The organism is Pseudomonas sp. LA5, from assembly GCF_028640825.1.
Lineage (GTDB): Bacteria > Pseudomonadota > Gammaproteobacteria > Pseudomonadales > Pseudomonadaceae > Chryseomonas > Chryseomonas aestiva.
The window spans coordinates 1-20,682 of sequence record NZ_JAQYZY010000033.1; the positions used below are offsets into that span (position 1 = coordinate 1).

Below are 20,682 nucleotides of genomic sequence, written 5' to 3' on the forward strand. Positions count from 1 at the left end.
TGGCCGCGATACGCTGGGTCCCGTCCACAACAGGGTAAGGATTTTCGGACATGAAAAAACCGCACCCGGAAGTGCGGTTTTTGGTCAGCGACCGGATCAGGCGGCGATATTGCCCTTGAGCTTGTTCATCGCGTTCTTTTCCAGCTGACGGATACGCTCCGCCGAGACGTTGTACTTGGCCGCCAGCTCGTGCAGCGTCGCCTTTTCCTCGGCCAGCCAACGCTGGTAGAGGATGTCGCGGCTGCGGTCATCCAGATGCTCCAGGGCCTCGTGCAGATTGGCCGTGGAACTGTCGGTCCAGTCGGCTTCCTCCAGCTGACGCGCCGGATCGTAACGGCTGTCTTCCAGATACTGGGCCGGCGACTGATAGGCCGCATCGTCATCGGCATCGCTGGCCGGGTCGAAGGCCATGTCATGCCCGGTCAGACGACTTTCCATCTCACGCACTTCCCTTGGTTCGACACCCAGGGTTTCGGCCACGCGATGGACCTCGTCGTTGTTCAGCCAGGCCAGTCGTTTCTTCTGACTGCGCAGGTTGAAGAACAACTTGCGCTGCGCCTTGGTGGTGGCGACCTTGACGATGCGCCAGTTGCGCAGGATGAATTCGTGGATTTCGGCCTTGATCCAGTGCACGGCAAAGGACACCAGGCGTACGCCCATTTCGGGATTGAAGCGCTTCACGGCCTTCATCAGGCCGACATTGCCTTCCTGGACCAGGTCGGCCTGGGCCAGACCATAGCCGGAATAGCTCTTGGCGATATGCACCACGAAACGCAGATGCGCGAGCACCAACTGCCGGGCGGCCTCGACGTCTTCCTTGTAGAAGAGGCGCTCGGCCAGTTCACGCTCCCGCTCCGGCGTGAGCAGCGGAATGCTGTTCACCGAATGCACATAGGCTTCCAGGCTGGCGCCGGGAACCAATGTAGGAACAGGTTGCAACGAAGTGGTCATGCGAATCCTCCGATTCACTAAGCACTGGGCAGTCTAACACTGATTTTTTGGACAGCGCCAGACTAGCCGAGGTTCCCTTAACCCCAGCTGAAAACCACCGTGAAATGCTTGTGCCATCAGGGGTTTAGACCGTTTCCGCAGGTTTCGGAAACGGCCGTTCGTCAGCGCGGAGCGAGTTCGCGCAGATGGCGGGCAACCGCCAGCCAGGCGCCGATGTAGCCGAGCAGCACGGCGCCGATCAGCAGCTGCAGCCCGTCCTCGACGGCGACGCTGCCCAGGGCGAAATCACTGCCGTAGAGGCCGGCCAGATCCAGCACTGCGGCGTTGAGCCAGCTCAGGCCGAACACCAGCAGGGCCCAGGCGGCGATGCCGGCGCCCAGGCCGAACAGCGCGCCCATGTAGAGGAAGGGCCGGCGCACATAGCCGTCGGTGCCACCCACCAGCTTGACCACCTCGATCTCGGTACGGCGATTCTCGATGGCCAGGCGGATGGTATTGCCGATCACCAGCAGCAGGGCGATCACCAGCACCACGGTCAGGCCGAAGACGAAGCGCTCGCCGAGCTTGAGGATGGCGGTGAGCCGCTCGACCCACTGCATGTCCAGCTGCACCTGCTGCACGCCGTTCATCTCGGCCAGCTGACTGCGCAGCATGTCGAGACGACTCTTGTCGATTTCCCTGGGCGTCACGGCGATGACGCCGGGCAGCGGATTCTGCGGCAATTCGCGCAGCGCCTCACCCAGGCCGGCATCCTGCTGCAACTCCTTCAGGGCATCGTCCGGACTGATCCAGCGCGCCTCGGCCACATCGGGCAGGACCTTGATCTGGCTCATCAGCACCTCGGCCTGGTCCTGACCGGTGCGCAGGTCGAGAAACACCGAGATCTGCGCCGCGCGCTGCCAGGACCCGCCGAGTCGCTCGACGTTCTTCAGCAGCAGCGACACGCCCATGGGCAGCGCCAGGGCAATGCCCATCACCAGGCAGGTAAGGAAGGTGCCTATGGGCTGCTGCACCATGCGCCTGAGGCTGTCCCTCAGGCCGGTGCGGTGGGCTTCGAGGTAGGCATGCAGCGGACTGCGCCAGTCGCTCTTGGGTTTCTGCGGGGCCTGGCGCTGCGGACGCTGGGGTTTGCCGCCCTGTTCCTGGCCACGGGGCAGTTCGTTGCCACTCATGACTGGCTCTCCTCTTCGTCACCGATCAGGCGACCGCGCTGCAGGGTCAGCATGCGATGGTGCAGGCGGGCGATGAGCGCATGGTCGTGGCTGGCGATCAGCACCGTGGTGCCGAGACTGTTGATGTCCTCGAAGACGCCCATGATCTCCGAGGCCAGGCGCGGATCGAGGTTGCCGGTGGGTTCGTCGGCGAGCAGCAGGGCTGGCCGATGCACCACGGCGCGGGCGATGCCGACCCGCTGTTGCTGGCCGGTGGACAGCTCGGCCGGATAGTCGTCGAGCTTGTCCTTGAGGCTGACCCGCTCCAGCGCAGAGGCGACGCGCTTGGCGATCTCGGGCTTGGACAGGCCGAGGATCTGCAGCGGCAGGGCGACGTTGTCGAACACGGTGCGGTCATGGAGCAGCTGATGGTTCTGGAAGACCACGCCGATCTGCCGGCGCAGAAAGGGAATCTGCGCATTGGTGATGCGCGAGATGTCCTGGCCGGCCAGGGTCAGCTTGCCGCCGGTGGGCCTTTCCATGGCCAGGATCAGCCGCATCAGGGTGCTCTTGCCGGCGCCGGAATGACCAGTGACGAAGAGAATCTCGCCGCGTTCGGCACGGAAGCTCAGTTCCTGCAGGCCGACGTGACCATTGGGATAGCGCTTGGAGACGCGGTCGAACTGGATCATGAGACGCCCCGCTCCGCGAACAGGGCCTGGACGAAGGGCCGCGCCTCGAAGGGCCGCAGGTCGTCGATGCCTTCGCCGACGCCGACATAGCGGATCGGCAGGGCGCTCTGCTTGGCCAGGGCGAAGATCACCCCACCCTTGGCGGTACCATCGAGCTTGGTCAGCGCCAGGCCGGTCAGGGGCACCGCATTGTGGAACTGCTTGGCCTGGTTGAGGGCGTTCTGGCCGGTACCGGCGTCCAGCACCAGCAGGGTCTCGTGGGGCGCCGCCGCGTCCAGCTTGCCGATCACCCGGCGCACCTTGCGCAGCTCTTCCATGAGGTTGTCCTTGGTGTGCAGGCGGCCGGCGGTGTCGGCGATCAGCACGTCGATGCCGCGGGCCTTGGCGGCCTGGACGGCATCGAAGATCACCGAGGCGGAATCGGCGCCGGTGTGCTGGGCGATCACCGGGATGCGGTTGCGCTCGCCCCAGACCTGCAACTGCTCGACCGCCGCGGCGCGGAAGGTATCGCCGGCCGCCAGCATGACCTTCTTGCCGTCGCTCTGCAGCCGCTTGGCCAGCTTGCCGATGGTGGTGGTCTTGCCGGCGCCGTTCACGCCGACCACCAGGATGACGTAGGGCTTGTGCGAGGTATCGATCACCAGCGGCTGTTCCACCGGCAGCAGCATCTCGGTGAGCTCCTGCTGCAGCGCCTGGTAGAGCGCCTCGCTGTCGGCCAGCTGCTTGCGTGCCACCTTCTGGGTCAGGTTGCGCATGATGACGCCGGTGGCCTCGACGCCGACGTCGGCGGTCAGCAGGCGGGTCTCCAGCTCTTCGAGCAGGTCGTCGTCGATGACCTTCTTGCCGAGGAACAGGCTGGCCATGCCCTCGCCGAGACTGGCGCTGGTCTTGGACAGGCCCTGGCGCAGGCGGGCGAAGAAGCCCAGCTTGGCGGGTTCGGTCGGCGTGGCGGCGACGGCTGGCGGAGCAGGTTCGGGCTCGGGCGCCACCACCGCGGGCTCGGAACGGACCGGAGCAAGGGGCGCTACCGGTACGACCGGGGCGGGAGCAGGCTCAGGAGCGGGCGCCGGCACAACCGGAGGTAGCGGTGTGACCGGCACGGCCACCGGGTCGGGCTCCACCTCGGGCGCCATCACCGGCTCGACCTCGACCGGCGGCACGATGGGATCGGTCACCAGCGGCTCGACCAGCGCCGTGAGCGCCACCGGCGACGGCGCCTCCTCTTCGGCGACCGGGACCGGGGTCAGCGAGGGGATCGCCTCCGGCGGCTCGGGCACCGGCTCCGGGTGCTGCACCGGCTCGCTGGCCAGCGGCGCGGGCAGGCGCTCCTCGGCGTCGGGCGCGGGGGTTTCGGCAGGCGTCTCTACGGGTTCGGCAGTCTTCTTGCGGAACCAGCCGAACAGGCCTTTCTTCTCCGTGGGGGGAGACTTCTTGTCGTCGGATCCAAACATGCGGGGCTCTGTATCGAACGGACGAGCCGGCTGCGGGAGCTCCGCCAGGCGGGGCTCGACCGTCAGGCATGGCCGTCGGGAAAAGGGATGCGTATCCTAGCAGCCTGCCGGGCGGAAGACCTCCCCGTCGGCGAAAAACGCGCGACCGTCCCCAGGACGCAGCCGCTTCGTCCCCTACCGCGCTACAAGGCCTGCTCTCGCGATGTCCGCCTCCCGCTCCCGTCGGACCGCCCTGGTCGTCCTGCTCAGCCTGCTCCCCACCCTCGCCCTGGCCGATGCCAGCCGGCAGAACACCGAGGAATTCACCCTCGACAACGGCCTCAAGCTGGTGGTCCGTGAAGATCACCGGGCGCCGGTCGCCGTGGTGCAACTCTGGTACCGCGTGGGTTCGAGCCTGGAGGCACCCGGTGCGACCGGCTTGTCCCATGCCCTGGAACACCTGATGTTCAAGGGCAGCCGCAAGCTTGACGCCGGCGAGGCCTCGCACCTGCTGCGCGACCTGGGCGCCGAGGAAAATGCCTTCACCACCGACGACTACACCGTCTATTACCAACTGCTCGCCCGTGATCGCCTGCCGGTGGCCCTGGAGCTGGAAGCCGATCGCATGCAGCATCTGCGGCTGGCGCCCGACGAAGTCAGTCGCGAGCTGGAGGTGATCAAGGAGGAACGCCGGCTGCGCACCGACGACCGCCCCGAGGCACTGTCCTTCGAACGCTTCAAGGCCGCCGCCTACCCGGCCAGCGGCTATCGCAATCCCACCATCGGCTGGCCCCAGGACCTGCAGCGCCTCGGCGTGGACGACCTGCGCCGCTGGTACCAGACCTGGTACGCGCCCAACAACGCCACCCTGGTGGTGGTGGGCGACGTCGAGCCCCAGGCGATCCGCGCCGAGGTGCAGCGCTGGTTCGGCACCCTCCCGCGCAGCGACCTGCCCGCGCCGCGCCGCCCGCTGGAACTGCCGGCGCCGGGCGAGCGCCGCCTGGACCTGCAAGCCCGCGAACTGCCCAGCCTGCTAATGGGCTTCAACGTGCCCAGCCTGGCCACCGCCGCCCAGCCGCGCGATGCCTACGCGCTGCAACTGCTGGCCGCCCTGCTCGGCGGCGGTTCGGGAGCGCGCCTGCCCAGCCGTCTCGAACGCGGCGTGGAAGTGGCCAGCAGCGTGCGCGCCGCCTATGGTGCCTACACCCGTGGCGACAGCCTCTTCCTGCTCAGTGGCACCCCCAACACCCAGCGCGGCAAGACCCTCGACCAGCTGGAAGCGGCCTTCTGGGCGCAACTGGACCTGCTCAAGCGCGAGCCGCCCAGCACCGAGGAGCTGGCCCGGGTCCGCGCCCTGTTGGTGGCCGGGCTGGTCTATGGCCGCGACTCCATCACCGCCCAGGCCAGCAGCATCGGTCAGCTGGAAAGCGTCGGCCTCGGCTGGCGTCAGGGCGATCGGCTGCTTGACGAACTGGGCCGGGTCACCCCCGACGACCTGCGCCGGGTGGCCCGCACCTACTTCACCCGCGAGCGCCTGACCCTGGCCCAGCTCAAGCCCGCAGCCACCGCGGAGAACCGTCCATGAAGCCGCTGCTCTGGCTGTCACTGTGCCTGCTCGCGGGCTGTCAGTCCCCTACCCCGGTCGGCGACCTGGCGCGCGCCTATCCCGCCGTGGACAGCCTCAGGACGCTCAAGGACGCACCGCCCCTGGGTCGCCAGCTGGATATCCAGCGCTGGCGCACCGCCGAGGGCGCCCAGGTGCTGTTCGTGCCGGCGCCGGAATTGCCGATGTTCGACGTGCGCCTGATCTTCGCCGCCGGCAGCAGCCAGGACGGCGCCACCCCGGGCCTGGCCATGCTGACCAACGGCCTGCTCAACGAAGGCACCCCGGGACGCGATGCCGGCGCCATCGCCGACGGCTTCGAGCGCCTGGGCGCCGATTTCAGCAACGGCGCCTATCGTGATCAGGCGGTGGTCGGACTGCGCACCCTCGCCGATCCGGCCCACAGCGAACCGGCCCTGGCGCTGCTGGCCGAGGTGGTCGGTCGCCCGACCTTTCCCACCGAGGCCATCCAGCGCATCCGTGACCAGTTGCTGACGCTGATCGCCGCCAGCCGCCGCGAACCGGCCAGCCTGGCCGACGAAGCGCTGCAGGAGCGCCTCTACGGCAATCATCCCTATGCCCATTCGCCACGGGGCACCGCAGCCGGAGTGACCCATCTCGATGCGGCCAGCCTCAGGGCCTTCCATGCCCGTGCCTATGCCGCCGGCAATGCGGTGATCGCCCTCACTGGCGACCTGGATCGAAGGCGCGCCGAACAGATCGCCGCCCGGCTGTCGCGCGCCCTGCCCCGCGGTCCGGCCCTGCCGCCACTGCCGGTGCCAGCGCCTGCCGCACCGGCAGTGGTGCAGCTGGAGGTCCCGGCCCAGCAGACGCGCCTGCTGCTCGGCCAACTCGGCATCACCCGCCGCGATCCCGACTACGCCGCGCTCTTCGTCGGCAACCAGATCCTCGGTGGCGGCGGCTTCGGCAGTCGGCTGATGACCGAGTTGCGCGAACGCCGTGGTCTCACCTACGGCGTCAGTTCGGGCTTCACCCCCATGCGTCAGCCCGGTCCCTTCACCATCGGCCTGCAGACCCGCGCCGAACTGGGCGATGCCACCCTGGCGCTGGTCCGCGACCTGCTGCGCGACTACCTGGCCCAGGGCCCCACCCAGGCCGAACTGGACCGCGCCAAGCGGCAGATCGAAGGCAGCTTCCCGCTGGCCAACGCCAGCAACGGCGCCATCGTCGCGCAATTGGGCAACATCGGCTTCTACGACCTGCCCAGCAGCTACCTGGACGACTTCCTCCAGCAGGTCCGCCGCCTCACGGTGGAACAGGTGCATGCCGCCCTGCAGCGCCATCTGGACCCGGAAAGGTTCGTCGTGGTCAGCGCCGGTCCACGGGTCGCCCAGCAGCCGCTGCCGCCACCCCGCCCTCTTCCCAACCTGCCGCCCAGCGGCGTTCCGGAGCACTAGCATGGCCCAGAAGACCGCCAACCAACTGCGCATCATCGGTGGCGACTGGCGCAGCCGGCGCTTCGTCTTTCCCGATGCCCTGGGCCTGAGACCCACCCCGGACCGGGTCCGCGAGACCCTGTTCAACTGGCTGGCCGCCGTCACCCCGGGCGCACGGGTGCTGGATCCCTTCGCCGGCAGCGGCGCCCTGCTGCTGGAAGCCCTGTCCCGCGGCGCCGGCCCGGCGCTGGCCTTCGACCTCAATGCCCAGGCCGCCAATGCCCTGCGCGGCCATCTGCAGGCCCTCGGCTGCGCCCACGCCGAGGTGCGCCAGACCGACGCCCTGCAGGCGCTGGCCAAGCCGGCGGCGACGCTCTTCGACCTGGTGTTTCTCGATCCGCCCTTTGCCAAGGACCTGCTGGAGCCGGCCTGCGCGGCTCTGGAAACCCAGGGCTGGCTGGCCGCGGACGCCTGGATCTACACCGAGAGCGAGACCCAGCCCTCGCGCCTGGCCCTGCCCGCGACCTGGCAGCTGCACCGCGAGAAGAAGACCGGCAACGTCCACTACGCCCTCTGGCGCCGCCAGGTGTGAACAGCGCACCCTTTCGCCCGGCGCGCTGGCTGCCCGGCCCGCACCTGCAGACCCTCTGGGGCTCGCTGTGGCGCCGCCTGCCACCCATCACCCGGCCGCGGGAGCGGCTGTGGCTGGAGGATGGCGACTTCCTCGATCTGGACTGGTACCACGCCGAGGATCCGCGTGCGCCGCTGGTGCTGATCGCCCACGGCCTGACCGGCAGCTCCGGCTCCCACTACGTACTCGGCCTGCAATTCGCCCTCGCCGCCCGCGGCTGGGCCAGCGTCGGCCTCAACTGGCGCGGCTGCTCCGGCGAACCCAACCGCCTGCCGCGCGGCTATCACTCCGGCGTCAGCGAAGACCTGGCGGCAGTGGTGCGCCATCTGCAGGCCAGTCGTCCGCACGCGCCGCTGTATGCGGTGGGCTTTTCCCTGGGTGGCAATGTGCTGCTCAAGTATCTCGGTGAGCGCGGCGCGGACAGTGGTCTCACCGCCGCAGCCGCGGTCTCGGTGCCCTTTCGTCTGGACCTTTGCGCCGATCGCATCGGCCTCGGCTTTTCGCGCATCTACCAGCGGCACTTCATCCGTGAACTGGCGCGCTACGTGCGCGACAAGCAGGCGCTGTTCGACCGCGAGCGCCACCCCGAGCAGCACGAGATCCTCGCACGCCTGGGGCCGCCCGAGGGGCTCAAGACCTTCTGGGACTTCGACGACCGCTACACCGCGCCCCTGCACGGCTTTCGCGATGCCCGGGACTATTACCGCCAGGCCTCCAGTCGCTACTACCTGGGGGGAATCCGCATCCCCACCCTGCTGATCCAGGCCGAGGACGATCCCTTCATCGGCACCGACGCCCTGCCCGCCCGCGCCGAACTGGCGCCCGATACCCTGTTCGAGCGCCTGCCCAACGGCGGCCACGTGGGTTTCATCGGCGGTGCCTTCCGCGATCCGGACTACTATCTGGAAAGACGCATCCCCGACTGGCTGGTCAGCCAGTGGGCAGCGCCATCCGGCCGATAAACGCCCACGGGTCGGCGATCCCGGCGGCTGTCGCCTTGGCCTCACTCCGCCCCTGAGCTACCATCCAAGCCCCAACAGCTTCGCCCCCAGGACAGCGTCATGAACCGAGTGCTATACCCCGGCACCTTCGACCCCATCACCAAGGGCCATGGCGATCTGGTGGAGCGCGCCTCGCGGCTGTTCGACGAAGTCGTGGTGGCGGTGGCGGCCAGCCCCAAGAAGAATCCGCTGTTTCCGCTGGAGCGCCGGGTCGAGCTGGCCAAGGCGGTGACCGCGCACCTGCCCAACGTCGAGGTGATCGGCTTCAGCTGCCTGCTGGCCACCCTGGTGGAGCAGCAGCAGGCGACCATCATCCTGCGCGGCCTGCGCGCCGTGTCGGATTTCGAATTCGAATTCCAGCTGGCCAACATGAACCGGGTGCTCGCGCCCCAGGCGGAAAGCATGTTCCTGACCCCGTCGGAGCACTATTCCTACCTGTCTTCCACCCTGGTGCGGGAGATCGCGGCGCTCGGCGGTGACGTGACCAAGTTCGTCCATCCCACCGTGCATCAGGCGCTGCTGGAGCGTTTTGCCCCGGGCAGCTGATTAACCCCAAGGACTGTCGGGTGCAGCCGGCGCGCGGATGGGGCAAAATGCGCGCCTGACTTTTGGATCGCTGCGCGTTCGCGCGGCGTGGAGCCGACGATGTCCCTCATCATTACCGACGATTGCATCAACTGCGACGTGTGCGAGCCCGAGTGCCCGAACGGCGCCATCTCCCAGGGTGCGGAGATCTATGTGATCGATCCGAACCTGTGCACCGAGTGCGTAGGCCACTACGACGAACCCCAGTGCCAGCAGGTCTGCCCGGTGGACTGCATCCCCCTCGACGAGAACCATGTCGAGACCAAGGAGCAGTTGCACGACAAGTATCTGAAGATCAGCGGCCAGGCCTAAGCGACCTGGCCTGGCGCCAGGGCCTATTCGGTACGCCCGTACCCGCTCTGGGTGCAGCCCAGGCAGCGCACGAAGGCCGCCTTACCCGGCTCGACCACCAGCGCCTTGCCGGCCTTGCCGATGTTACCGCCGGCGGCGGTGAACGGCAGACTGACCACGAAGGCGCCCGCGCCGATCACGGTGGCGGCGATCAGCAGCGGCCGCGCGATCAGCAGATCGCCGATCATGGAAAAGGCGGCAGGAGCCTGGGCTTCACCGAACGCCTGGTCGGCGGTCTGATATTCGGTGACGTCACCCTGGGCCTGCTGTGCCTGCGCCGGCAGGATCTGCATCGTCAGGGCCAGCGCCAGCACGGCGGCCAGGCTACGGAACGGATTCATACGGCTGATCCCTTGCGCGGTTGTAATGGTGGTCCCTGAACTATAACAGGCCGCCCGCACTTGTCATGCGGGCGGCCCCCAGACGTCATTCGGCGCGGACGACCGGCTGCGGCGCACGGCGGTAGGCATAGACCATGAGCGCGATACCGCCCAGCACCATGGGTACGCAGAGTACCTGCCCCATGGTCAGCCAGCCCCAGGCCAGATAGCCGAGCTGGGCGTCGGGCACCCGGACGAATTCGACGATGAAACGGAAGATGCCGTAGCAGAGCACGAACAGGCCGGACACGGCCATGGTCGGCCGCGGCTTGCGCGAGTACAGCCAGAGAATGACGAACAGCGCCACGCCTTCCAGGGCGAACTGATAGAGCTGCGACGGATGGCGCGGCAGCTGGGCCGGATCGCTGTAGGGCGGGAAGATCATCGCCCAAGGGACATCGGTGGGCTTGCCCCAGAGCTCGGCGTTGATGAAGTTGCCGATGCGACCGGCACCGAGGCCGATGGGTACCAGCGGCGCGATGAAGTCCATCAGCTCGAAGAAGCCCTTGTTGTGGCGCTTGCCGAACCACCAGACCGCCAGGATCACGCCGAGCAGGCCGCCGTGGAAGGACATGCCGCCCTTCCAGACCTCGAAGATCAGCGTCGGATTGGCGATGTACTCCGCCAGGTTGTAGAACAGCACGTAGCCGAGTCGCCCCCCGGCGATGACCCCCAGCGCCACCCAGAACACCAGATCCGACAGCGTCTCGCTGGTCCAGCGCGGATCGAAGCGATTGAGCCGACGCTTGGCCAGCCACCAGGCGCCGCCGATCCCCACCAGGTACATGAGGCCGTACCAGTGGATCTTCAGCGGCCCCAGCGACAGGGCCACCGGGTCTATTTGCGGATACGGCAGCATGGTGCCTCCTTGAAAGGGATCAGAGTAGGAAGTTGAGACCGACGCCGAACAGCAGCAGGGCGAACAGGCGCTTGAGCAGCCGGGGCGAGAGGCGATGGGCCAGTCGCGCACCGAAACGGGCCGAGAACATGCTGGTCAGGGCGATGCCCAGCAGGGCCGGCAGATAGACATAGCCCAGACTCCAGGCGGGCAGACCCGGCTGCTGCCAGCCGACCAGGATGAAGGACAGCGCCCCGGACAGGGCGATGGGCAGGCCACAGGCCGCCGAGGTGGCCACCGCCTGCTGCATCGACAGGCTACGCCAGACCAGGAAGGGCACGGTAAGCGAGCCGCCTCCGATGCCGAAGATCGCCGAGGCCCAGCCGATCACCGCCCCCGCCACCGTCAGCGTCGGCTTGCCGGGCTCGCCGGCCTGGCGCCTGGGGCGCAGGTCCAGCGCCAGCTGGAGGGCAATGAGAATGGCGAAGGTGCCGATGATCTTCTGCAGCAGCGGGCCATGGATGGCAGCGGCGGTCAGGGCGCCCAGGGCGCTGCCGAAGACGATGCCCAGGGCCATCCAGGCGAACAGCCGCCAGCGCACGGCGCCGAGTCGATGGTGGGCCCAGACGGAATTCAGCGAGGTGAAGACGATGGTGGCCAGCGAGGTGCCCACCGCCAGGTGGGTGAGGATGTCCGGATCGAGGCCCTTGGCGGTAAAGCTGTAGACCAGCACCGGCACGATGATCAGGCCACCGCCAACCCCGAACAGACCGGCCAGCAGCCCGGCGCAGGCGCCGAGCACCAGGAAGAGCAAGAGATCCATCATCACCTCGGGCGCAAGAGGCGGCATGGTACGCCGCTACCTGTCAGGCGGGAAGCAGCCTTCCCGCCTGACACGCTCAGCTCTGGACGCTGGCTGCCGGGTTGATCACCCGGCCCAGTCCGAGATTGCGCAAGGCCAGGTGCAGGGCGCTGTGGATGACCTGGGGATTGTCGATCTGGCGCATCTGCTGCACCAGCTCGCGGGCCTTTTCCAGGGTGACCTGGCGCAGCAGCCACTTCACCTTGGGCAGGTTGGTGGCGTTCATCGACAGGGTATCGAAGCCCATGCCCATGAGCAGCACCGCCGCCGCCGGATCGCCGGCCATCTCGCCGCAGATGCTGACCGGCACCCCTTCGGCGTGGGCGCCGTCCACCACCTGTTGCAGCGCCTGCAGCACCGCCGGGTGGAAGTAGTCGTAGAGGTCGGCCACCCGCGGATTGTTGCGATCCACCGCCAGCAGGTACTGGGTCAGGTCGTTGGAACCCACCGAGATGAAGTCCACCTGGCGCGCCAGATCACGGGCCTGGTAGACCGCCGAGGGGACCTCGACCATGACACCCACCGGCGGCATGGGGATGTCGACGCCTTCGTCACGCACCTCGCACCAGGCGCGGTGCAGCAGATGCTGGGACTCCTCCACCTCGTGCACGCCGGAAATCATCGGCAGCATGATGCGCAGGTTGTTCAGGCCTTCGCTGGCCTTGAGCATGGCGCGGGTCTGCACCAGGAAGATTTCCGGATGGTCCAGGGTGACGCGGATCCCGCGCCAGCCGAGGAAGGGATTGTCTTCCTTGATCGGGAAATAGGACAGCGCCTTGTCCCCGCCGACGTCCAGGGTACGCATGGTCACCGGCGCCGGATGGAAGGCGGCCAGCTGCTCGCGATAGATGGAGAGCTGTTCCTTCTCGCTGGGAAAGCGCTCGTTGACCATGAAGGGCACTTCGGTGCGATACAGCCCGACCCCTTCGGCGCCGCGCTGCTGGGCACGGGCCACGTCGGCCATCAGGCCGGTGTTGACCCACAGCGGCATGCGGTGACCGTCGAGGGTCTCGCAGGGCAGGCTGCGCAGGGCGTCGAGGCCCTGGGTCAGCTGGCGCTCCTCTTCCACCACGTCGCCATACTGCTTGATCAGCGTCGGCGAAGGATTGGTGAAGATCTCGCCGTGGTAGCCATCGACGATGAGGTCGATGCCGTCCACCTTGGAATACGGCAGATCCACCGCGCCCATGACGGTGGGCACGCCCATGGCACGCGCCAGGATGGCCACGTGGGAGTTGCCCGAGCCAAGCACCGAGATCAGGCCGACCAGGCGCCCTTCGGGCACCTCGCCGAGCATGGCCGGCGAGAGTTCCTCGCTGACCAGGATGGTGTTTTCCGGATAGATCAGGCAGGCCTGGTGGGCCTGCTGCAGATAGGCCAGCAACCGGCGACCGAGGTCGCGCACGTCGGCGGCGCGTTCGCGCAGATAGGCGTCGTCCATCAGCTCGAAGCGCTGGACGTGCTCCATCACCACCTGGCGCAAGGCACCCTGGGCCCACTGGCCGCTCTTGATGATGGTGGTCACCTCGTTACCGAGGGCGGCGTCGTCGAGCATCATCAGATAGACGTCGAACAGCGCCTGCTCTTCCTTGCGCAACTGGGTGGACAGGCGCTTGGACAGCGCCTTCATGTCCGCCCGTACGCCTTCGATGGCGGTGCGGAACAGCTGCAACTCGGCGTCGATGTCGGTCACGGTCTTGTCCGGGACCACTTCCAGGTCGGCCGGTGGCAGGACCACCACCGCCTTGCCGACGCCCACCCCGGGCGAACCGGGGATGCCGACGAAACGGGCCTCCTGGATACCCCGGCCCTGCCGGTCCAGCCCGCGGATGGTCCCGGTGGCCTCGGCATGGGCGATCACCCCGGCGAGCTGGGCGCTCATGGTCACCAGGAAGGCCTCCTCACCCTCGTCGAACTGGCGACGCTCCTTCTGCTGCACCACCAGCACGCCCATGACGCGCCGGTGGTGGATGATGGGCGCGCCGAGAAAGGAGGCATAGCGTTCTTCGCCGGTCTCGGCAAAGTAGCGAAAGCGCGGGTGACTGGCGGCGTCTTCGAGATTGAGCGGCTCTTCGCGGGTCCCGACCAGGCCGACCAGGCCCTCGTTGGGGGCCATGCTGACGCGACCGATGGACTTCTTGTTGAGGCCTTCGGTGGCCATCAGCACGAAACGGTTGGTGTCCGGATCCAGCAGATAGACGGAGCAGACCTGCGACTGCATGGCCGCGCGGACGCGCTGCACGATGATGGACAGTGCCGACCCCAGATCCTTGGCGGCATTGACCTCCTGGACGATCTTGCGCAGAACTGCAAGCATCTAGCGCCTCCGCAGCCGACGCCCGGCGGAGCCGCCGGCGTGCATCACGTGTCGTTCATCCTGCATGACCACAGCTTCTCCTCACCTCTTTCGCACCGGCCGTACCGGTAATCAGGCCAGCAAGCGGGGTGCCAACTCCTTGAGCGCCCGCCGATAGACCTCTCGCTTGAAGGTCACCACCTGGCCCAGTGGGTACCAGTAGCTTACCCAGCGCCAGCCATCGAATTCCGGCTTGCCCGTCACATCCATCCGCACCCGCTGCTCTTCCGCGGTCAGCCGCAGCAGAAACCACTTCTGCTTCTGGCCGATGCACAGCGGACGGCTGTGGGTGCGCACCATGCGCTGCGGCAGACGATAGCGCAACCAGCCCCGGGTACAGGCCAGGATGCGGACGTCATCGGGGCTCAGCCCCACCTCTTCGTTCAGCTCCCGGTACAGCGCCTCTTCGGGCGTTTCCCGGTCATCTATCCCACCCTGGGGGAACTGCCAGGCATCCTGATTGATGCGGCGGGCCCACAGTACTTGGCCGGCATCGTTGGCGAGAATGATGCCGACATTGGGGCGAAAACCATCAGCGTCGATCACGGCTGCCACCCTTGAAAAATGTCGTTGCCCGCATTGTTCCACAAAGCCCGACAGCCCAGCAATGCAAGCTCCGGACCGACTGGGGCGCGGCCGACCGGCGCAGGCGCCCGACAGCTGCCGCGACCTGCAAAAGCCCGCATTATGGTGGTCGCTAGCTGAACGTCGGCTTAAGGGCCGGCAAACGTCGCGCCTCAGCGAAAATGCCGTTGCACGGCCATGTAGAGGGCCAGTGCCAGACCGATCCAGCCGACCAGCCAGAAATAGTCGAGATAGCCCAGCACCTGGCTCTGGCGGGTGACCAGACTGGAGATCTGCGCCAGGGCGTTGTCGGCGCCGGTGGCTTGCCGATAGCGTTCGCCATAGGCCTGGTAGTTCTGCGCATAGGGATTGACCGCGGCGCTGAGCACCGCGGCGTGGAAGGCGTCGCGCCACTGCAGGAAGACGTTGGAGAGCACGATGCCCATGGGCATGACCAGTTGCTGGGTCATGTTCTTGATCTGGTAGGCCTGGCTGAAATAGGCCGGCTCGACGCGCATGAAGGTGTACATGATGATCACCGCGAAGGTGCCGATCAGGTAGGTGCCATGCATCATCAGCCCCGGGACCAGCTGCTGGTAGAGGGGCACGTCGGCGTGCTGGCGCACCATCCAGAAGCCGTAGCCGGCCAGCAGCAGATAGCCCGCCACCAGGTACTTGCGAAAGCCGCCCCAGGGAAAGCGCTCGCGCAGCCGCACCGAGGTGATCATCAGCAGCGGTGCCAGACCGCACAGCCAGCCCAGCGCCATGACGCCCCCGGCGGTATAGACCGGCAGTTGCAGGCCGTTGACCACGTACTGGGGGATGATGAAGTTGTAGGCGCCGAGCAGGAAGTAGTTGAGCATCATGAACAGCATGCCGGCGAGAAAGCCCGGGGTGATGGCGTGCTTGAAGTCCAGCGTCGGCCGCGCCAGGCCGCGCTCGTAGTAGACATAGAGTCCGAGGATGGCCGTTCCCAGCAGCAGCTCCAGGGCCAGCCACAGCCCGTCGCTGAAGAAGTCGAAGGCCAGGCGCTGGGTGGTGGTGGTCAGCAGCAGGCTGCCCACCGCCAGCAACACCATGGACAGCAGCGAAGGCGCTCCGGAATTCTGCAGCGGATGGGAGCGTCGCGGCAGCGACAGCCAGACGCACACCGCCACCAGCGCGCAGGCCAGCGCCGGCACCATGAAGATGGCGCGCCACTGATGACCTTCCAGCAATTCCGCGGTGGTGAAGGACGCGAGCGCACCACCCAGGGGCACGCCGGAGGCGAAGGCGCGGATCCCGGTCGGCAACTGCGGACCGGAGAAATACATCTGCACCAGTACCCGCGCCCCGGCAAAGAAGGTGGCGGCACCGGCGCCCATCAGTACTCGCCCGACGATGAAGGTCGGTAGATCGGTGGCCACCAGGCAGCACACCTGGCCGACCAGGTGGATGCCGACGGCGGTGAAGATCAGGTTGCGATAGCCCAGGCGCTGGGCGAACCACTGGTGCGGGGCGCTGGTGACGATGACCGCGGCGCTGTAGCAGGCCGTGGCCAGGGTGTAGCTGCGCGGGTCGATACCCAGGCCGCCGTAGACATAGCGGTTGGCCAGGGCGATTGACAGGTTGTCGAGAAAGTACACCAGCACCATCAGGGTGATGCTCAGCAGCAACAGGCCGCGGTGGTGAGGGCGATCGGTGTCGTCGGCGTACATGAAGACCCATGCTGGCACTAAGGGGGCCAGTCGTGGACCCTGCGTCCGGGGCGGGGTTCAGAGACCGCGTTGTCGCAGCCTCCTTCAGGTGATACGGATCGCGTCCCGACTCAGCCGGGCAGCAGGGCCCGGACGTCGGCCAGGAGTTCGTCCGGCACCTCCACCCAGCCACGGGTGGTGTTACGAGTCCGTGCCTGATAGCGGCGCTGCGACGGCAGGCGGGCGCCCTGGGCCTCGATGCCGGCGAACAGCTGCTCGGCGCGCTGCTGATAGTCGGCTACCGCGGCGCCGAGAAAGCGCTGGGGATCGAAGGCCAGGATGAGTTCGCCGTGATAGGGCAACCCGCCCGCGCCGGCGTCGACCACGGAGGACTCCGGACTGGTGAGATCGCCGATCAGGGGACCGGCGAGCAATTCGATCATGGCCGACAGCGCCGAGCCCTTGTGGCCACCAAAGGTGAGCATGGCGCCCTCCTCCAGCACGGTGCGGGCATCGCTGCTGGGAGCACCCTCGGCGTCCACGCCCCAGCCCTCGGGCAGGGCCTTGCCGGCGCGTCGATGCAATTCGATTTCGCCGCGGGCAACGGCGCTGGTGGCGAAGTCGAAGACGAAGGGCTGCCCTTCCGGCCGTGGCCAGCCGAAGGCGATGGGATTGGTACCGAACAGGGGACGACGCCCACCGGCCGGGGCGACATAGGCCTGGGTCGGATTGCAGGCCAAGGCCACCAGGCCCCTGGCGGTGAGGGCTTCCATCTCCACCCAGAGCGCCGAGAAGTGCACGCAGTTGTTGATCGCCAGGGCTGCCAGACCGCACTTGCGCGCCTTGGCTTCCAGCAGCGGCAGACCCGTATGAAAGGCCAGCGGCGAGAAGCCGCCCCCGGCATCGACCCGGACAATGGCCGGTGCCACGTCTTCGACGCGAGGCTCGGCATCTGCCACCACCTTGCCGGCCTTGAGCGTCTTGACGATGCCCAGGAGCCGATAGATGCCATGGGAGGCGCAGTCGTCACGCTGGCCGGCCACCATCATGGCGGCGATGGCCGCGCCCTGCGGCTGACTGAAGCCATGGGCCGCGAGCACCTCTTCGGCCAGGTGCTGCAGTTCTTCCGGGGTCATCTGGGCCATGGCGGCGCTCCGTCGGGAAAACCCCGACTATGCCGTAACCGGCCACGCCCCGCTCGCTCGACTTGGGACCGGTCGTGCCGATCCCGGCACAGTCAGCCTTGGTGGTAGCGCCCCGACAACTCGTGGACGGCTTCGATGAAGGCACCGGCATGGGCCGGATCCACCTCGGGGGTGATGCCATGGCCCAGGTTGAAGACGTGGCCGCTGCCCTGGCCGTAGCTTTCCAGGATGCGCCCAACCTCGGCGCGGATGGCCGACGGCTTGGCGTAGAGCACGCTGGGGTCCATGTTGCCTTGCAGGGCAACCTTGGCACCCACACGGCGGCGCGCTTCGCCGATGTCGCAGGTCCAGTCCAGGCCCAGGGCCTCGGCCCCGCTGTCGGCCAGGCTTTCCAGCCAGAGACCGCCATTCTTGGTGAAGAGGATCACCGGTACCTGGCGCCCTTCATGCTCGCGGATTAGCCCGGCGACGATCTTGCGCATGTAGGCCAGGGAAAATTCCTGGTAGGCCGCGGCGGACAGGTTGCCGCCCCAGGTATCGAAGATCTGCACCGCCTGGGCGCCGGCGCGGATCTGGCCGTTGAGGTAGGCGGTGACCGCCTGGGCCAGCTTGTCCAGCAGCAGGTGCAGGGCCTCGGGGGTGTCGTAGAGCATGGCCTTGGCCTTGCGGAAATCCTTGCTGGAGCCGCCTTCGATCATGTAGGTGGCGAGGGTCCAGGGGCTGCCGGAAAAGCCGATCAGGGGTACCCGGCCGTCCAGCGCCGTGCGGATGGTGCGCACGGCGTCCATCACATAGCCCAGGTCGGATTCGGCATCGGGGATCGGCAGCGCCTCGATGTCGGCAGGCGTGTCGATCACCTTGCGAAAGCGCGGCCCCTCGCCGGTCTCGAAATAGAGGCCCTGACCCATGGCGTCGGGGATGGTGAGGATGTCGGAAAAGAGGATGGCGGCATCCAGCGGATAGCGCTCCAGCGGCTGCAGGGTCACCTCGCAGGCGAATTGTGGGTTCTTGCACAGACTCATGAAGTCCCCGGCGCGGGCCCGGCTGGCGCGGTACTCGGGCAGATAGCGCCCGGCCTGGCGCATCATCCACACCGGGGTGACGTCCACCGGCTGCTTGAGCAGGGCACGCAGGAAACGGTCGTTCTTCAGGGCAGTCATGGCGACATCCGGCAGCAAAAGTGCCGGCATTGTCGCAAAGCGGCTGGCAAAAGGCACGGCAGCGGGTCGTGCCTTTTGTCTATCGGGGCGATGGGGTGGCGGTTGTGACTGGCAAGGGATAGCCGCGTGGAAAACGCTGTGCGGTTTTCCACCCTACGCATCGGTGGCGGCGTGAAGCCGTAGGGTGGGTAACGGCGCGGCCTTACCCACCGTCGAGCCCAGCACATTACAGCCACCCTCGAGAGGACGGATTCAACGAGCTAATCGCGGCCATGCCGGTGCGCCGTAGCGACCGCTCCTACAAGAGCGTCATGCCAGGCAGGAGCGGTCGCATCGGCGAACCGCCATGGCCTCGATAATCTTTCAGCAACAAAAAAGCCGACCGGCTTGCACCGGTCGGCTCCTGTCCAGCGGCCTGGGCTCAGACGCCCAGGTAGTCGAGGATGCCCTCGGCGGCGTTGCGGCCTTCGAAGATGGCGGTCACCACCAGGTCGGAGCCACGCACCATGTCGCCACCGGCAAAGATCTTCGGATTGCTGGTCTGGTGCTTGAATTCGTGCAGCCCTGGCGCGACCACGCGCCCCTGGCTGTCGAGATCGATGCCGAACTGCTCGAACCAGGGCGCGGGACTCGGGCGGAAACCAAAGGCGATGACCACCGCATCGGCCGGCAGGATCTCCTCGGAACCGGGAATCGGCTCGGGACTGCGGCGACCACGGGCATCGGGCTCGCCCAGACGGGTCTCCACCACCTTGACGCCTTCCACCTTGTCTTCGCCGATGATGGCGATGGGCTGGCGGTTGAAGAGGAACTTCACGCCCTCTTCCTTGGCGTTCTTCACTTCCTTGCGCGAGCCCGGCATGTTGGCGGCGTCGCGGCGGTAGGCGCAGGTCACGCTCTTGGCGCCCTGGCGGATGGAGGTGCGGTTGCAGTCCATGGCGGTGTCACCACCGCCCAGGACCACCACGCGCTTGCCCTTCATGTCGACGAAGTCGGCCGCATCCTTTTCGAAACCCAGGTTGCGATTGACGTTGGCCACCAGGAAATCCAGGGCGTCGTGCACGCCGGGCAGATCTTCGCCGGGGAAGCCGCCCTTCATGTAGGTGTAGGTGCCCATGCCCAGGAAGACCGCATCGAATTCCTCGAGCAACTGGTCCATGGTCACGTCCTTGCCCACCTCGGTGTTGAGGCGGAATTCCACACCCATCCCGCCGAAGACCTCGCGGCGGCGGCTGAGCACGGTCTTTTCCAGCTTGAATTCGGGGATGCCGAAGGTCAGCAGGCCACCGATCTCGGGATGCTTGTCGAACACCACCGGGGTCACGCCGTTGCGTACCAGGATGTCGGCACAGCCCAGGCCGGCCGGACCGGCACCGATCACGGCGACGCGCTTGCCGGTCGGCTTGACCTTGGACATGTCCGGGCGCCAGCCCATGGCGAAGGCGGTGTCGGTGATGTATTTCTCCACCGAACCGATGGTCACCGCGCCGAAACCGTCATTGAGGGTACAGGCGCCCTCGCAGAGCCGATCCTGCGGGCAGACCCGGCCACAGACCTCGGGCAGGGTGTTGGTCTGGTGCGCCAGCTCCGCCGCCGCCAGGATGTTGCCTTCGGAGACCAGCTTGAGCCAGTTGGGAATGAAGTTGTGCACCGGGCACTTCCATTCGCAATAGGGGTTGCCGCAACCCAGGCAGCGGTGCGCCTGCTCGGCGGCCTGCTGGGGCTTGAAGGGATCGTGGATCTCGACGAATTCCTTCTTGCGCTGGCGCAGCAGCTTCTTCTTCGGATCCTTGCGACCGACCTCGATGAACTGGAAGTCGTTGTTCAGACGTTCAGCCATTTCCAAACCTCTTGAAGCGGCGCCCCTTCAGCAGGGCGCCACGAGCTATCACGGTGAAACCGGCGCCTT

The 20,682-nt window shown here is 67.1% G+C and carries 19 protein-coding genes; 6 read left to right on the top strand and 13 right to left on the bottom strand.

The genetic code is table 11. The features are described from left to right. Positions 1-96: 96 nt before the first annotated feature. From rpoH to ftsY, 4 genes are all read right to left on the bottom strand, one after another. Positions 97-951, bottom strand: a complete 855-nt coding sequence (gene rpoH / locus PVZ72_RS10460) for an RNA polymerase sigma factor RpoH (RefSeq protein WP_064309252.1) — start codon at positions 949-951, stop codon at positions 97-99. A gap of 161 nt (positions 952-1,112) precedes the next feature. Further along, positions 1,113-2,123, bottom strand: a complete 1,011-nt coding sequence (gene ftsX / locus PVZ72_RS10465) for a permease-like cell division protein FtsX (RefSeq protein ID WP_158893568.1) — start codon at positions 2,121-2,123, stop codon at positions 1,113-1,115. Further along, complete coding sequence (gene ftsE, locus PVZ72_RS10470; protein ID WP_133861472.1) at positions 2,120-2,794, bottom strand: cell division ATP-binding protein FtsE; 675 nt, start codon at positions 2,792-2,794, stop codon at positions 2,120-2,122. Before ftsE ends, ftsX begins: the two co-directional genes overlap by 4 nt. Further along, positions 2,791-4,245, bottom strand: a complete 1,455-nt coding sequence (ftsY, locus tag PVZ72_RS10475; protein WP_273861865.1) for a signal recognition particle-docking protein FtsY — start codon at positions 4,243-4,245, stop codon at positions 2,791-2,793. The genes ftsE and ftsY overlap by 4 nt, the downstream gene beginning before the upstream one ends. Before the next feature lie 202 nt (positions 4,246-4,447). Here ftsY and PVZ72_RS10480 point away from each other — a divergent pair, with 202 nt between their 5' ends. The 6 genes from PVZ72_RS10480 to PVZ72_RS10505 all read left to right on the top strand — a co-directional run bounded on the left by PVZ72_RS10480 (position 4,448) and on the right by PVZ72_RS10505 (position 9,753). Further along, on the top strand, positions 4,448-5,809 hold the full coding sequence (locus PVZ72_RS10480) for a M16 family metallopeptidase (RefSeq protein ID WP_273861866.1): 1,362 nt from the start codon (positions 4,448-4,450) through the stop codon (positions 5,807-5,809). Further along, positions 5,806-7,245 carry a M16 family metallopeptidase gene (locus PVZ72_RS10485; RefSeq protein WP_273861867.1) on the top strand — a complete coding sequence of 480 codons (1,440 nt, stop codon included), beginning with the start codon at positions 5,806-5,808 and terminating at the stop codon, positions 7,243-7,245. Before PVZ72_RS10480 ends, PVZ72_RS10485 begins: the two co-directional genes overlap by 4 nt. Position 7,246: 1 nt before the next feature. Further along, a complete protein-coding gene (rsmD, locus tag PVZ72_RS10490) occupies positions 7,247-7,816 on the top strand; it encodes a 16S rRNA (guanine(966)-N(2))-methyltransferase RsmD (RefSeq protein WP_273861868.1) in 570 nt (189 codons plus the stop codon). Further along, positions 7,813-8,817, top strand: a complete 1,005-nt coding sequence (locus PVZ72_RS10495) for a hydrolase (protein WP_273861869.1) — start codon at positions 7,813-7,815, stop codon at positions 8,815-8,817. Before rsmD ends, PVZ72_RS10495 begins: the two co-directional genes overlap by 4 nt. Positions 8,818-8,916: 99 nt before the next feature. Beyond that, entirely contained in the window at positions 8,917-9,402 is a 486-nt protein-coding gene (gene coaD / locus PVZ72_RS10500) for a pantetheine-phosphate adenylyltransferase (protein WP_133861478.1), read from the top strand. A 99-nt stretch (positions 9,403-9,501) separates the two neighbouring features. Next, on the top strand, positions 9,502-9,753 hold the full coding sequence (locus PVZ72_RS10505; protein WP_007161640.1) for a YfhL family 4Fe-4S dicluster ferredoxin: 252 nt from the start codon (positions 9,502-9,504) through the stop codon (positions 9,751-9,753). 23 nt (positions 9,754-9,776) lie between these two features. Here PVZ72_RS10505 and PVZ72_RS10510 read toward each other — a convergent pair whose 3' ends face one another. The 9 genes from PVZ72_RS10510 to PVZ72_RS10550 form a co-directional block, all read right to left on the bottom strand. After that, positions 9,777-10,133 (bottom strand): multidrug transporter, encoded by a 357-nt coding sequence (locus PVZ72_RS10510; RefSeq protein ID WP_187980372.1) that lies wholly within the window; start codon positions 10,131-10,133, stop codon positions 9,777-9,779. Between the two features lie 85 nt (positions 10,134-10,218). Further along, on the bottom strand, positions 10,219-11,031 hold the full coding sequence (gene lgt / locus PVZ72_RS10515; protein WP_059313521.1) for a prolipoprotein diacylglyceryl transferase: 813 nt from the start codon (positions 11,029-11,031) through the stop codon (positions 10,219-10,221). 19 nt (positions 11,032-11,050) lie between these two features. Beyond that, positions 11,051-11,833, bottom strand: a complete 783-nt coding sequence (locus tag PVZ72_RS10520) for a sulfite exporter TauE/SafE family protein (protein WP_133861611.1) — start codon at positions 11,831-11,833, stop codon at positions 11,051-11,053. Between the two features lie 76 nt (positions 11,834-11,909). Beyond that, complete coding sequence (gene ptsP, locus PVZ72_RS10525; RefSeq protein ID WP_133861481.1) at positions 11,910-14,189, bottom strand: phosphoenolpyruvate--protein phosphotransferase; 2,280 nt, start codon at positions 14,187-14,189, stop codon at positions 11,910-11,912. A gap of 111 nt (positions 14,190-14,300) precedes the next feature. Further along, positions 14,301-14,774 carry an RNA pyrophosphohydrolase gene (locus PVZ72_RS10530; RefSeq protein WP_007161635.1) on the bottom strand — a complete coding sequence of 158 codons (474 nt, stop codon included), beginning with the start codon at positions 14,772-14,774 and terminating at the stop codon, positions 14,301-14,303. A 191-nt stretch (positions 14,775-14,965) separates the two neighbouring features. Beyond that, positions 14,966-16,489 (bottom strand): MFS transporter, encoded by a 1,524-nt coding sequence (locus PVZ72_RS10535; protein WP_187980373.1) that lies wholly within the window; start codon positions 16,487-16,489, stop codon positions 14,966-14,968. A 110-nt stretch (positions 16,490-16,599) separates the two neighbouring features. Beyond that, positions 16,600-17,613 carry an Ldh family oxidoreductase gene (locus PVZ72_RS10540; RefSeq protein ID WP_273861870.1) on the bottom strand — a complete coding sequence of 338 codons (1,014 nt, stop codon included), beginning with the start codon at positions 17,611-17,613 and terminating at the stop codon, positions 16,600-16,602. Positions 17,614-17,705: 92 nt separating this feature from the next. Next, positions 17,706-18,773, bottom strand: a complete 1,068-nt coding sequence (gene hemE / locus PVZ72_RS10545) for a uroporphyrinogen decarboxylase (protein ID WP_273861871.1) — start codon at positions 18,771-18,773, stop codon at positions 17,706-17,708. Positions 18,774-19,194: 421 nt separating this feature from the next. Continuing rightward, a complete protein-coding gene (locus PVZ72_RS10550) occupies positions 19,195-20,613 on the bottom strand; it encodes an FAD-dependent oxidoreductase (protein WP_133861485.1) in 1,419 nt (472 codons plus the stop codon). Between the last annotated feature and the right edge of the window lie 69 nt (positions 20,614-20,682).

Bases quoted from the DNA above. Each gene is read 5' to 3' on its own strand.
- PVZ72_RS10550 (WP_133861485.1), bottom strand. From the start codon at position 20,613: ATGGCTGAACGTCTGAACAACGACTTCCAGTTCATCGAGGTCGGTCGC.
- PVZ72_RS10540 (WP_273861870.1), bottom strand. From the start codon at position 17,613: ATGGCCCAGATGACCCCGGAAGAACTGCAGCACCTGGCCGAAGAGGTG.
- PVZ72_RS10485 (WP_273861867.1), top strand. From the start codon at position 5,806: ATGAAGCCGCTGCTCTGGCTGTCACTGTGCCTGCTCGCGGGCTGTCAG.
- PVZ72_RS10510 (WP_187980372.1), bottom strand. From the start codon at position 10,133: ATGAATCCGTTCCGTAGCCTGGCCGCCGTGCTGGCGCTGGCCCTGACG.
- ptsP (WP_133861481.1), bottom strand. From the start codon at position 14,189: ATGCTTGCAGTTCTGCGCAAGATCGTCCAGGAGGTCAATGCCGCCAAG.
- ftsX (WP_158893568.1), bottom strand. From the start codon at position 2,123: ATGAGTGGCAACGAACTGCCCCGTGGCCAGGAACAGGGCGGCAAACCC.
- hemE (WP_273861871.1), bottom strand. From the start codon at position 18,773: ATGACTGCCCTGAAGAACGACCGTTTCCTGCGTGCCCTGCTCAAGCAG.
- PVZ72_RS10535 (WP_187980373.1), bottom strand. From the start codon at position 16,489: ATGTACGCCGACGACACCGATCGCCCTCACCACCGCGGCCTGTTGCTG.
- PVZ72_RS10505 (WP_007161640.1), top strand. From the start codon at position 9,502: ATGTCCCTCATCATTACCGACGATTGCATCAACTGCGACGTGTGCGAG.
- lgt (WP_059313521.1), bottom strand. From the start codon at position 11,031: ATGCTGCCGTATCCGCAAATAGACCCGGTGGCCCTGTCGCTGGGGCCG.
- PVZ72_RS10480 (WP_273861866.1), top strand. From the start codon at position 4,448: ATGTCCGCCTCCCGCTCCCGTCGGACCGCCCTGGTCGTCCTGCTCAGC.
- ftsE (WP_133861472.1), bottom strand. From the start codon at position 2,794: ATGATCCAGTTCGACCGCGTCTCCAAGCGCTATCCCAATGGTCACGTC.
- rpoH (WP_064309252.1), bottom strand. From the start codon at position 951: ATGACCACTTCGTTGCAACCTGTTCCTACATTGGTTCCCGGCGCCAGC.
- coaD (WP_133861478.1), top strand. From the start codon at position 8,917: ATGAACCGAGTGCTATACCCCGGCACCTTCGACCCCATCACCAAGGGC.
- PVZ72_RS10520 (WP_133861611.1), bottom strand. From the start codon at position 11,833: ATGGATCTCTTGCTCTTCCTGGTGCTCGGCGCCTGCGCCGGGCTGCTG.
- ftsY (WP_273861865.1), bottom strand. From the start codon at position 4,245: ATGTTTGGATCCGACGACAAGAAGTCTCCCCCCACGGAGAAGAAAGGC.
- rsmD (WP_273861868.1), top strand. From the start codon at position 7,247: ATGGCCCAGAAGACCGCCAACCAACTGCGCATCATCGGTGGCGACTGG.